We start from the raw sequence: 12,234 nt of genomic DNA, 5'->3' as shown, positions 1-12,234 counted from the left end.
GCCGGCGGGTTCGGGGCGCAGGGCGTTGCGGTTGCGTGAGAGGAAGCCGGCCGATCGCAGCAGCGTGAGCGCCAGCTCGCGCCCCCCGGACACCAGCTCGTACTCCGTGACGTGCTCCAGCAGCGCGGCCGCGCCGCCCGCGGCCACCCAGGCGGAGGCGGGGAAGGTCGGCAGCGGGGTCTCGCCGCAGCCGCCCTCGGCGGTCAGGCCGCGCGTGACGACCGCGAACTGCCCCTCGGCGTACGAGACCGTCGCCGGCGACGGCAGCGGCACGTGCAGCCGCACCCGGTGGTCGTCGCAGCGGTTGTCGAACTCGACCCGCAGCCGCACGAACGGCTCGCCGGCCCGCAGCTCGACCCGCAGGTCGACGACGATCTCCTCGGTCCTGGACGAGCGTCGCGCGGCGGGGATCTCCGGCGTCCACCGCACCCCGTCCCCGGCCGCCGGCCAGCGGTAGACGCGGCGCACGTCCAGTACGGCCACCAGCGGCCCGCCGCAGGCCAGGTCGGTCTCCACCGACTCGGGCCGGTCGACCAGCAGGTCGGCGGCGGGCGGCGCGTGGTTGTAGGTGTCGCCGACGTCGCCGCCGTCCACCAGGCGGCCGGCGCCGGTGATCGTGACACCGCCGCCGGTCAGGGTCAGCGTGCCGTCGGCGACGACCTCGACGCGCAGCAGGCCGTTGTCGAGCGTGGTCCCGTCGGCCCGCACGGGTTCCACGCCATGCGGGCCGGACGCCCCGCGCACCGACCCCCACGGCGCGGCACGCAGGCCGGCGTGGCCCAGCGGCGGGACCTCGACCAGGGCGGCGACCGTGCGGCGCGGCTCGGCCTCGATGCGGACCCGGCGCACGCTGTCGAGCCGTCCGCGCAGGTCGGCCGGGTCGAACGCGGCCGTGGTCCGCCTGGCGACGGTGAACGTGAGCGTGTCGCCGTCGATCGTCCAGCCGGTGATGTGTTGACCGTACAGCTCGGTGCCGTGCACGAACGTCAGCGCCGTGGCCGGGTCCATCTCCTCGTCGAGCAGCAGGGTCGGCGCGTACTCCAAAGGCTGGACGGGCACCGGCACGCCCGCGGCGTCCACCAGCGGGTCGCGGCCGGCCAGGTCCACCAGCACCAGGCCGCGCCGGATAGCCGGGGTCGGGTTGAAGACCAGCACGCCCTCGGCCGGCACGCTCTCGGCGAGCCGCGTGGTCACCAGGTCGCGGACGGCCTGGCCGAGGTGTTCGGCCTCGGCGATGCGGGCGGCGACCTGCTGAGCGGTGTCGTCCACGCCGCAGCCGGTGACCGAGTCGTGTCCGCTGGCGTCGACCAGGCGCCACCAGGCCAGGTCGAGGAAGCGTCCCGGCCATTCGGCGCCGCCCCAGAGCGTGGCCAGCGGCTCGGCGTAGCGTTCGAGCATGCGTTCCGCGCGTCCCATGGCCTGCTTGAGCCGGGGGCGGATGGAGATGACGCCGGGCAGGATGTTGGCGCGGGCGTGCGAGCGCAGCTCACCGGCGACGCGCGGCAGCCCGGTGACGTCGCCGGGGTTGGTCGCGAGGTAGCCGGTGAGTGTGTCCATGCTGGCGCCGAGCGCGGCGACCCGGCCGGGCAGGTCACGGACCGGGGCGGAGTGGTCGGCGCCGTACATGGCCAGCACCGGGCCGTCGGGCCCGTGCCACTCGCGCATGACGTGCAGGAACTCGGCGGCGCGCCGCTCGCCGCCGTCCTCCATGAGTTCCATGCCGTTGCCGTAGCCGCCGGCGGGCAGGTACTGGGTGCGGACGGCCGTGCCGTCGGGGGCGACCCAGGCGAAGACGTCGGTGGTCACCGCGGCGGGCACGCCCCGATACACGCACGCATGCACAAGTCCGGCTTGTCGCAAAATCTGCGGCATTTGCGCGATATGTCCGAACATGTCGGGGAGGTAGCCGACCGGCATCGCCCCGCCCAGCCGGTCCGCCCGCTCCATCCCGAGCTCCAGGTTGCGGACGATCGTCTCCCCCGAGCACAGGAACTCGTCCAGCAGGATCTGCCACGGCCCCACCGCCAGCCGCCCGGACTTGACCAGCGCCGCCACCCGCTCCCGCTGCTCGGGCCGCACCTCCAGGTAGTCGTCGACGCAGGCGAGCTGCCCGTCGAGGGTGAAGTGGTAGGCGGGCTCGCGCTCCATCGTGTCGAGCACCTCGTCCATCAGCGCGACCAGGCGCAGCCTGAACCGCTGGAACGGCTCGTACCATTCCCTGTCCCAGTGCGTGTGCGGCACCACGACGATGCTCACGCCGCCTCCCCTCCGATCGGCAGACCATGTCGCACGGCGTACCGCGCGGCGATCCGCTGGGCCGTCACGATGTCGGCGAGCGCGCCGGCGGCGTCGGTGAGCGGCGGCTCGCCCTCGTTCACGAAAGCATGGAACGCGGCCAGCTGCACCTCGAACGCCTCGGTCACCGAACGCCACGCGGTACGGCTCTCCGCCCCCGACACCACGGTCAGCGTGGTCGGCGCGTTCATCAGGTACGGAGAGGGGAAGACCAGCTCCAGCGTGCCCCGGTCGTGGTGGATGGCCACGGTCTCCCGGTAGGCGGGATAGTCCTCCAGGTAGTGCCAGCGGATCGAGAAGCGCCCGGCCACCGGCAGCGCCCCCGAGATCTCCACGGACCCGGGCCCGGCGCCCCACGCCTCCACTTCCGAAATTTCAGTCGGCGACCCGGTAAATCGCCTCAAGAGCGACAAGTCGTGGCATATCGAGCCGAGGGTGATCTCGTACACCCCGCGTACCGCATCAGGCGCCTCCACGCCCAGCGCCCGCGAGACCAGCTCGTGCTCGGCCGCGCGCAACGACGTCACCACCGCGGGATCGACGTCGTCCGCCCGGGTCAGGTTGGCGAAGGCGAGCTGCGACTCCCCGCTTGGATGCAGCACGGTCACCTCGACCGACCGGATCGCCGCCGGCCCGCCCAGCTCGGCCAGCAGCTCCTCGGCCCGGCGCACGGCCGGGTCGTACTGCTTCATGTAGCCCACCATGAGCCGGCCCGGGGGCAGCGCGGCCACCTCCGCCCTGGTCACGGCCAGCGGCTTCTCGCACAGCACGGGGTACCCGGCGGCCAGCGCCAGCCGTACCGGCTCGCCGTGCGAACCGGAGGCCAGCATGAGCACGGCGTCGAAGCCGCCCGCGGCGAGCATGCCCGTCAGCGACGTGTGCCGCCCGGCCGCGCCGAGCCTGTCGGCGACGGCGCCGGCGAGCGCCGGTGACAGGTCGCAGACGGCGCTCACCTCGAACAGGTCACGCCGCCTGGACAGCAGCGGCACGTACACCGCCTGCGTGACGGCGCCGCATCCGACCAGTGCGATCCTCATATCCCCAGCTCTCTCAGCTTCTCGCGGTTGGCGGCCTGGTCGGCGGCGATCCGTCGCACCGGGTGCAGGCCGGGCAGCGTGTCCTGCTCGACCACGATCCAGCCCCGGTAGCCGATGGCGTCGAGCGCGGACACCACGCCTGGCAGGTCGAGCGCGCCCCGGCCGAGCGGCGTGAACGCGCCCGCGCCGACGACTTCGTGCAGGTCGGCGCCCGGGGTGAGACGGGCGGGGTCGCCGTCCTTGATGTGCACGTGCCCGATCCTGTCCGCCCAGTCGCGCAGCGCCGCCGCCGGGTCCGCGCCGGCCAGCAGCAGGTGACCGGTGTCGAGGCAGAGCGGGACGTCGGTCAGCTCCAGGAGCCGCTCGATCTCGGCGGACGTCTCGACGTAGGTGCCGAGGTGGTGGTGGAAGGCAGGCTCGAAGCCGCGCTCGCGGCAGCGGTCGGCGGCCTCCTGGACGCGGGCCGCGTACCCGGGCCACTCGGCGGCGGCCAGGCCGGGCGCGCCGCCTCCAGGGCGGGCGAAGCGTTCCCGCGAGCCAGGGCAGCCGAGCGTGGGCCTGGGCGGCGGCCACGGGCCTGGCGGGGCGGCGGCGAACACGTCGAGCACGGCCTCCAGCGCGGGCACGTCCTGGCGGAAGCCTTCGGCGTCGGCGTATCGCAGGTCGGCCCAGCCGCCGGCCAGCCCGAGGCCGCCGAGCCGCGCGGCCAGGCCGGGGCCGGTGCCGAGGTAGCCGATCGGGCCCAGGTCGATGCCGTCGTACCCGGCCTCGGTCAGGACGCGGACCAACTCGGCGGCCGCCAGCGGACGGGCGGCGGGGGCGGGCTCGAACACCCCGAAGCTCACGGGCGCATTGGCGACGGGCCTTCCAGCGTCGGACACCGGCCCGCCCGCCGCGCTCCGGCCGCCGTCATCCGCTCCCCCGGTCACTCGCACAGGGCCATCACCTCGTTCTCGTGGGTCTCCAGCCGGTGCCTGCCGGTGCCGGCCGGGATGAGCGCCCGCTCGCCGCGCACCACCTGGCGCGCGCCGTCCGGGCGCACCAGGACCAGCCCGTCGGCGTCCAGGGCCAGCAGCTCGTCACCCAGCCTGACCAGCAGCGGCGCGTCGGGACCCGCCGAGACCGCGACCCGTCCGGCGCGCACGCCGTCCAGCACCGCGGCCGGGTCCTCGGCCAGCACCCAGGTGGTCGGCGCGCCGGGCAGGCCGTCGCTGCCGTGGCGGTGGAAGTCGCTGCCGCCGATGGCGATCACGTCGTCGCGCCAGGCGTCGGCCCAGGCCAGCGGCGCGCCCCAGCGCCGGTCCCACCAGCCGGAGCTCCAGACCTCGGCCACCCGGGGCCGGGTGCGCAGCGGCAGCAGCCAGGCGCAGTCCGCGCCCAGCGGATGGTTGATCGAGATGAGGCCGCCCGCGCGTTCCGCGTGCTCGATCCAGTCGTCGGCGGGCCGGCGGAAGTCCACCCAGCCGACCTCGCCGAACACGTTCGCGTGCCCGCGGTCGGTGGTGACCTCCTGGCCGGGGATGAGCGTGACGCCCCGGTCGGCCTTGGCCAGCCAGGGGTGGTGGCTGACCGTGTTGTGGTCGGTGACGGCCAGGAAGTCCAGCCCCCGGCCGTGGGCCAGCTCGGCCAGCTCGGCGATGGTCAGGCTCCCGTCGCTGTGCACGGTGTGGGCGTGGAGATCGCCGGCGTACCAGCGCAGGCCGCCGACGTCCGGGATGTCCCTGCGCGGCGGGCGCGCCCCGTGCGGCGGCTCCACGACCTCGGGCTCCGGCGGGACGGCCGCCGACGTGGTCACGTCGAGCGCGTAGTCGAGCCCCTGCGGCGGGATGCGGTGCAGCCGCAGCCACACCTGCCAGACGCCGGGTTCGAGCTCGCCCGGCAGGTAACCGGGGGTGGCCCACCCCGTGGTGATCGTGAACTCGTCACGCGCGCCGCCCGACCAGCCGCGAAAGCCGCCCGGCGAGGCGCAGCCGAGGTCGATCACCCCGGCCGACCTGTCGAAACTCAGCCGCACCGTCACCGCGCGCGTGCCCGGCGGCACCTCGAACGGCACCTCACGCACCGTTCGCGCCAGCCGATCGTCAAGACTCCATCGACCTCTCACAGTGTCTGCCTACCTTCCGTCGGCCGCGGAATCCATACTCTTGCCTGAGTCGCGATCAAGGGAGAGCGTGGACGTGTGCCACCCCACACCATCCCACTGGCGGACATCCATATGTCAGGACAATATGCCATTGTGAGAGAGCAAGCTCGGGCCCTGGAGGCGCGTTGTTCGACCTGATCACGATCGGCCGCTGCGGCGTCGACATCTATCCTCTGCAGACCGGCGTCGGCCTGGCCCAGGTCGAGACGTTCGGCAAGTTCCTGGGCGGCAGCCCGACGAACGTCGCGGTCGCCGCCGCCCGGCACGGGCTGCGCGCGGCCGTGATCACCGCCGTGGGCGCCGACCCGTTCGGCGAGTACGTCCGGCAGGCCATCGGCGGCTTCGGCGTGTCGGACGCCTACGTGGCCACCGTCGAGGGCCCGCCCACCCCGGTCACCTTCTGCGAGATCTTCCCGCCCGACCACTTCCCGATCTACTTCTACCGGGGCGAGCATCCGCCCGATCTCCGGATCACGCCGTCCCAGCTGGATCTCGACGCGATCGCGGGCGCGCGCCTGTTCTGGTTCTCCGCGACGGGGCTGAGCCAGGAGCCCAGCCGCGCCGCGCACACCGCCGCGCTGGCCGCGCGCGGCGCCGGGCCGACCGTGTTCGACCTGGACTACCGGCCCACGCTCTGGCCCTCGCGCGAGGCGGCGCACGAGGCGGTGCGCGCGGCGCTGCCGTACGCGAACGTGGCGGTCGGCAACCTGGACGAGGTGGAGACCGCGGTCGGCGTGCGCGACCCGGAGGCGGCCGCGCGGGCGCTGCTGGCGGCCGGGGTGGAGCTGGCCGTGGTCAAGATGGGCCCGGCGGGCGTCTACGCCCGCACCGCCACCGAGACCGTCCTGGTGGAGCCGGTGGAGGTGAAGGTGGTCAACGGCATCGGGGCGGGCGACGCGTTCGGCGGCGCGCTCTGCCTGGGGCTGCTGCGCGGCTGGCCGCTGGAGCGCGTGCTGCGCTTCGCCAACGCCGCCGGCGCGTTCGTGGCCGCCCGGCTGGCCTGCGCCGACGCCATGCCCACCACCGCCGAGGTGGACGACCTGCTGAACGAGGTGCACCCGTGACCTACCTGCCTTTCGGCAAGGCCGCCGCCGGCCCCTGGGCGGTGGAGATCACCCCGGCGCTGGCCGGCTGGACGTACTCGGGGCTGCGCGTGGCCGACCTGACCGGCGGCCCGCTGTCCTTCGAGACCGGCGGCGAGGAGATGCTGGTGCTCCCGCTGTCGGGCGCCTGCACGGTCGGCGTGGCCGGGATGACGTTCGAGCTGGCCGGCCGGCGGTCGGTGTTCGACGGCCCGAGCGACTTCGCCTACCTGCCGATCGGCGAGCGGATCACGCTCACCGGCGCCGGACGCGTCGCGCTGCCCGCCGCCCGGGCCACCCGCAGCCTGGAGCCCCGGCACGTGCCCGCCGACGAGGTCCCGGTGGAGATCAGGGGCGCCGGCCAGGCCAGCCGCCAGGTGAACAACTTCTGCGCCCCCGGCGTCTTCGAGTGCGACAAGCTGGTGGCCGTCGAGGTGCTCACGCCTGGCGGCAACTGGTCGTCCTATCCCCCGCACAAGCACGACACCCAGAACCCGGGCGAGGCCGTGCTGGAGGAGATCTACTACTTCGAGGTCGCCGGCCAGGGCCTCGGCTACCAGCGCGTCTACTCCTCCGAGCGCGGCCTGATCGACACGCTGGCCGAGGTCTCGTCCGGTGACGTGGTGCTGGTGCCCTACGGCTACCACGGGCCCTCCATGGCCGCGCCCGGCTACGACCTGTACTACCTCAACGTCCTGGCGGGCCCGGCGCAGGAGCGTTCGATGGCCTTCTGCGACGACCCGCGCCACGCCTGGATCCGCGACTCGTGGGCCGGCCAGGACGTCGACCCCAGACTGCCGTTCGGGAGGAAGCCATGATCCGCTTGACCGTCGCCCAGGCCGTGGTGCGTTTCCTGGCCGCGCAGCAGACCGAACGCGACGGCGTGACCCGCCGCTTCTTCGGCGGCTGCTTCGGCATCTTCGGTCATGGCAACGTGGCCGGGCTCGGCCAGGCGCTGGCCACCTCGGGCGCGGACCTGCCGTACTTCCTGAGCCGCAACGAGCAGGCGATGGTGCACACGGCCGCCGCCTACGCCCGGGCCAGCAACCGGCTGGCCGCGCTGGCCTGCACCTCCTCCATCGGGCCCGGCGCGACCAACATGGTCACCGGCGCGGCCGGGGCCACGATCAACCGGCTGCCGGTGCTGCTGCTGCCCGGTGACGTCTTCGCCACCCGGGTGGCGAACCCGGTGCTGCAGGAGCTGGAGGATCCGCGCTCCTACGACGTCTCGGTCAACGACTGCCTCAGGCCGGTCTCCCGCTTCTGGGACCGGATCAACCGGGCCGAGCAGTTGCCCTCGGCGCTGCTGGCCGCCATGCGGGTGCTCATCGACCCGGCCGACACCGGCGCGGTGACGCTGGCGCTGCCGCAGGACGTGCAGGCCGAGGCCGCCGACTGGCCGGACGAGCTGTTCGCCCCCAGGGTCTGGCACGTGCCCAGGCCGCGTCCCGAACGGTCGGCGCTGGCCAGGGCCTCCGAGCTGATCAGGGCGGCGGCCCGTCCGCTGATCGTCGCCGGGGGCGGCGTGATCTACAGCGAGGCCGCCGAGCAGCTGCGGATCTTCGCGGAGACGCACGGCGTGCCGGTGGCGGAGACGCAGGCGGGCAAGGGCGCGCTGCCGCACGGGCACCCGCTGGCGGCCGGGGCGGTGGGCGCGACGGGCACCACGGCGGCCAACGAGCTGGCCCGCGAAGCCGACGTGATCATCGGCGTCGGCACCCGCTACAGCGACTTCACCACGGCCTCGAAGTCCCTGTTCGCGGCCGATGCCAGGTTCGTGAACGTCAACGTCACCGGCTTCGACGCGGCCAAGCTGTCCGGGCTGCAGCTGGTCGCCGACGCGCGCGAGGCCCTGGCCGACCTGAGCGAGGCGTGCGCGGGGTGGCGTACCGACGCCGCCCACCGCGAGCGGGCGCACACGCTGATCCGGCGGTGGGACGACGTGGTCGAGGAGGCGTACGGGCTCGACGGGGTGCCGCTGCCGCAGCCGGCGGTCATCGGCGCGGTCAACGCGGCGGCCGGCGACGACGGGGTGGTCGTGTGCGCGGCCGGCTCGATGCCCGGCGACCTGCACAAACTGTGGCGGCCCAGCGGCCCGGGCGCCTACCACGTGGAGTACGGCTACTCCTGCATGGGCTACGAGATCGCCGGCGGTCTCGGCGTCAAGCTGGCCGCACCGGAGCGCGAGGTGTTCGTGCTGGTGGGCGACGGCTCGTACCTGATGATGGCCCAGGAGCTGGTCACGGCGGTGGCCGAGGGGGTCAAGCTGGTGGTGGTCCTGGTCGACAACTCCGGTTTCGCCTCGATCGGGCGGCTGTCGGAAAGCGTCGGCGCGGAGCGGCTGGGCACCGCCTACCGTTCGCGCGACGGCGGGCCGCTGCCGGTGGACCTGGCCGCCAACGCCGCCAGCCTCGGCGCGTCCGTGCTGCGCGCGGAGACCGTGGCCGAGCTGCGCAAGGCGCTCGACGCGGCCCGCGCCGCCACCGAGACCACGGTGGTGTACGTCCGCACCGACCCGCTGCTCGACGCGCCCTCGTCCGAGGCCTGGTGGGACGTGCCGGTGGCGCAGACGGGCAGCACCAGCGCGACCTACGCGGCCCGCGAGACGTACGAGGCGAACAAGCAGGCGCAGCGCCCGTATCTGACCCCGCCCGGCTGATCAGGGTTGCTCCCGATCTCCCCTGGGAACGCCTGTGACCAGGCACGATGGGGGGCAGGGGATGAGGCCGTGGCGGTTGGTCGGCTGGTTCGTGGTCGTCGCGGTGGTCTTGTTCTGCCTGTATCACGTGCGGACGGTGGCCATCTCGATCGTCATCGGCGTGTTCATCACGGCCCTGCTGACCCCGCCGGCCCGCTGGCTGGGCCGGCGCGGCCTGAACCGGGCGCTGGCCACCACGGTCGTGTTCGCCGGCGGCTTCCTGCTGTTCGCGGCCTTCTTCGCGCTGCTGGTGCCGCCCACGGTCAACAGCCTGTCGCAGTTGCACGACAGCGTCGGCAAGGCGCTGGACGACCTGCACGACCTGGCGGGCAGATTCGGGCTGAACGACCAGCAGTTGCTGGCGCAGGGCCGCGAATACCTGTCCAAGCAGGGCCAGCAGATCACCACCGGGGCGCTGGCCGGGGTGCGGACCGTGGGCGAGATCGTGGTCGGCGCGGTGCTGGCGGTCATCCTGTCGGTGTACTTCGTGCACAGCGGCGACCGGCTCGTCCACTGGATCACCGAGCTCGCCCCGTCCGACGCGAGGCAGCGACTGGTCGACACCGGTGACCTGATCTTCGACGTGATCGGCCGCTACATCCGCGGGGTCGCGCTGGTGGGCATGGTCGACGGCTTCTTCATCGGGCTGGCGCTGTGGATCCTCGGGGTGCCGATCGCGCTGCCGCTGGCCGTGCTGACGTTCATCGGCGCGTTCCTGCCCGTCGTGGGGGCGTTCCTGGCCGGGCTGCTGGCCGCGGTGGTCGCGCTGGTGGCCAAGGGGTGGCTGGTGGCGTTGATCGTGGTGGCGGTGACCGTGCTGGTGCAGCAGCTCGAAGGGCACATCCTGGCGCCGCAGATCTACGGCAAGGCGCTCGACCTGCCCGGCGCGATCATCCTGGTGGCGATCACCATCGGCAGCGTGGTCGCCGGGATCACCGGCGCGTTCCTGGCCGCCCCGGTCACGTCGGTGATCGTGGCCCTGCTCCGCCATCCGCGGACGCGGCCCGACCCCGGGCCCGCCGCCGTGCGGGCATCATGAACGTATGCGATGGGTGACGTTCGACTGTTACGGCACGCTGATCGACTGGCGGCACGGCATCGCCACCGCCGCCGACCTGATCGCGCCCGGCTACGGGATGCGCCTGCTGGAGGCCTACAACCGGCACGAGCCCGCCGTCGAGGCCGAGTCGCCGGCGATGCGCTACCGCCAGGTCCTGGCCGAGTCGCTGCGCCGGGCCTGCGCCGACGAGCGGGTGCCGCTGAGCGACGACGACGTCGGCGTGCTGGCCGAGACGCTGCCGTACTGGCCGGTCTTCCCCGACGTGGCCGCCGAGCTGTCGGCGCTGCGCGCGGACGGCCGGCGGCTGGCCCTGCTCACCAACTGCGACCGCGACCTGGTCGCCCAGACCCTGCGCAGGCTCCCGGTGCGCTTCGACGCGATCGTGACGGCCGAGGACGTCGGCTCGTACAAGCCCGCGCACGGGCACTTCACCCGCTTCCGCGAATGGTACGAGCCCGACGAATGGGTGCACGTGGCCCAGAGCTACGTCCACGACCTGGTACCCGCGCACGAGCTGGGCCTGCGCCGGATCTGGATCAACCGGCACGGCGCGGAGCCGGCCGACCCGTCGATCGTCCAGGACACGCTGCCGGGCCTGCGCGGGCTGCGTGACCTGATCGGTTAGGCGCGGCGCTGCGTGACCTGATCGGTTAGGCGCGGCGCTGCTCCAGCACGTCGGAGATGCCGGCCAGGAACGCGTCCACGTCCGCGATCAGGTATCCGGCGCGGAACAGGACGGTGGAGAACCTGGCCTCCCGCACCTCCTTGCCGGTGACCGGGTAGTCGGTGGTGCCGCGCAGGGTGGCCACGATGCGGTCGAGGAGTGCGTCGACCTCGTCCTCGTTGTAGCCGGTGCCCATGCGGGCGGGGCGGAAGGCGACGCGTTCGACCCTGGCGGCCTGGGTCTCGAACCACTCCTCGCGCAACATCTCGCCGGTCGGCTCGGCCAGCGCCAGCCGCACCGGCCGCTTGGCCTGGGTCTCCAGCGCCACCACGAACGCCTCGAGCGCGAAGTCGACGGCGGTCTCCAGATAGCCGCCGCGCCTGCTGTGGAACGTGGCCTGCCGCACGTCGTCGGCCGTCACCGGGTCGAGGGTGTGCGGGCCCCGGCCCAAGGTCGACTCGATGCGTCCGATCAGGGCGTCGACTTCGACCGGGTCATAGCCTGAACGCATACCCATGACGCGCGGAAAGCGGTTCAAGCCCACTCCTCTTGAGATGTGCCAGGGGGTGCCTCCATTGTGAGGCCCTTTATCCTGACAATGCGACTCGGCCTATACCGTTACAGCACCATGCGACTGTCCAAGGTCTCTTTCCGCTACCGAAGGCGTGACCCTTCCGTCATCGCGGACGCCGACGCCTCGCTCGCCCCCGGCGACGTGATCGAACTGACCGGCGTGAACGGGGCGGGCAAGTCCACGCTCCTGCGCCTGCTGGCCGGGCTGACCAGGCCGACCACGGGCACGATCACCGGCCGCCCGGCGATCGTCGGCTTCGCGCCCGACCGCTTCCCCACCGCGCAGCCGTTCACGGTGGTGGGCTACCTGCGGCACATGGCGCGGGTACGCGGCGGCGCGGACTGGCAGCCGTGGGCCGAGCGGCTGAACATGGGCCACCTGATGAACGTGCGCCTGGGCGAGCTGTCCAAGGGCAGCGCGCACAAGGTCGGGCTGGCCCAGGCGCTGATGGCCGATCCCGGGCTGCTGATACTCGACGAGCCGTTCGCCGGGCTCGACTCCGACACGCGTGACGCGTTACCGTCCATCGCCGCCGAGGTCGCCGGGCGGGGCGGGATCGTGATCGTCAGCGATCACCAGGGCGGCCTGCGCGAGCTGCCGGGGGTCCGGCAGTGGGCCGTGATCGACGGCCGGCTCAAGGAGAGCACGGCTGCGCCCGCCACCCAGCCCGCCACCCAGCCC

Annotated in this window: 11 protein-coding genes; 6 read left to right on the top strand and 5 right to left on the bottom strand. The window is 73.4% G+C overall.

Features of this window, described 5'->3' with window-relative positions; all coding sequences use genetic code 11:
- The 4 genes from HII36_RS48920 to HII36_RS48905 form a co-directional block, all read right to left on the bottom strand.
- On the bottom strand, window positions 1-2,256 hold a 2,256-nt coding region (locus HII36_RS48920), incomplete at its 3' end, for a glycoside hydrolase family 38 N-terminal domain-containing protein (protein WP_173530248.1).
- On the bottom strand, window positions 2,253-3,332 hold the full coding sequence (locus HII36_RS48915) for a Gfo/Idh/MocA family protein (protein WP_173530247.1): 1,080 nt from the start codon (window positions 3,330-3,332) through the stop codon (window positions 2,253-2,255). The genes HII36_RS48920 and HII36_RS48915, both read right to left, overlap by 4 nt.
- The gene (locus HII36_RS48910; RefSeq protein ID WP_328808239.1) at window positions 3,329-4,177 is read right to left on the bottom strand and encodes a TIM barrel protein; all 849 of its coding nucleotides are present in this window, start codon (window positions 4,175-4,177) and stop codon (window positions 3,329-3,331) included. The genes HII36_RS48915 and HII36_RS48910 overlap by 4 nt, the downstream gene beginning before the upstream one ends.
- An 80-nt stretch (window positions 4,178-4,257) precedes the next feature.
- Window positions 4,258-5,394 carry a CehA/McbA family metallohydrolase gene (locus HII36_RS48905; protein WP_328808238.1) on the bottom strand — a complete coding sequence of 379 codons (1,137 nt, stop codon included), beginning with the start codon at window positions 5,392-5,394 and terminating at the stop codon, window positions 4,258-4,260.
- A gap of 206 nt (window positions 5,395-5,600) precedes the next feature.
- Here HII36_RS48905 and iolC point away from each other — a divergent pair, with 206 nt between their 5' ends.
- From iolC to HII36_RS48880, 5 genes are all read left to right on the top strand, one after another.
- Window positions 5,601-6,539 (top strand): 5-dehydro-2-deoxygluconokinase, encoded by a 939-nt coding sequence (gene iolC, locus HII36_RS48900; protein ID WP_173530245.1) that lies wholly within the window; start codon window positions 5,601-5,603, stop codon window positions 6,537-6,539.
- Window positions 6,536-7,375: a 5-deoxy-glucuronate isomerase gene (iolB, locus tag HII36_RS48895; RefSeq protein WP_173530244.1), complete on the top strand. Its 840-nt coding sequence runs from the start codon at window positions 6,536-6,538 to the stop codon at window positions 7,373-7,375. The genes iolC and iolB overlap by 4 nt, the downstream gene beginning before the upstream one ends.
- Window positions 7,372-9,216, top strand: coding sequence for a 3D-(3,5/4)-trihydroxycyclohexane-1,2-dione acylhydrolase (decyclizing) (gene iolD, locus HII36_RS48890; RefSeq protein ID WP_173530243.1), 1,845 nt, complete (start codon window positions 7,372-7,374; stop codon window positions 9,214-9,216). Before iolB ends, iolD begins: the two co-directional genes overlap by 4 nt.
- A gap of 61 nt (window positions 9,217-9,277) precedes the next feature.
- A complete protein-coding gene (locus HII36_RS48885) occupies window positions 9,278-10,294 on the top strand; it encodes an AI-2E family transporter (RefSeq protein WP_236004817.1) in 1,017 nt (338 codons plus the stop codon).
- Window positions 10,295-10,298: 4 nt separating this feature from the next.
- On the top strand, window positions 10,299-10,940 hold the full coding sequence (locus HII36_RS48880; protein ID WP_173530242.1) for an HAD-IA family hydrolase: 642 nt from the start codon (window positions 10,299-10,301) through the stop codon (window positions 10,938-10,940).
- A gap of 25 nt (window positions 10,941-10,965) precedes the next feature.
- Here HII36_RS48880 and HII36_RS48875 read toward each other — a convergent pair whose 3' ends face one another.
- The gene (locus HII36_RS48875; protein ID WP_173530241.1) at window positions 10,966-11,490 is read right to left on the bottom strand and encodes a DivIVA domain-containing protein; all 525 of its coding nucleotides are present in this window, start codon (window positions 11,488-11,490) and stop codon (window positions 10,966-10,968) included.
- A gap of 117 nt (window positions 11,491-11,607) precedes the next feature.
- On the opposite strand from HII36_RS48875, the gene HII36_RS48870 reads away from it, so the two are divergent.
- Window positions 11,608-12,234, top strand: a 627-nt coding sequence (locus HII36_RS48870) for an ABC transporter ATP-binding protein (protein WP_173530240.1), incomplete at its 3' end; no start/stop codon positions are given.

This window comes from Nonomuraea antri (assembly GCF_013283785.1).
In the GTDB taxonomy this organism is placed as follows: domain Bacteria; phylum Actinomycetota; class Actinomycetes; order Streptosporangiales; family Streptosporangiaceae; genus Nonomuraea; species Nonomuraea antri.
Note: the sequence above shows the minus strand (reverse complement) of the source record. Positions and strands in the feature narration are given on the sequence as shown.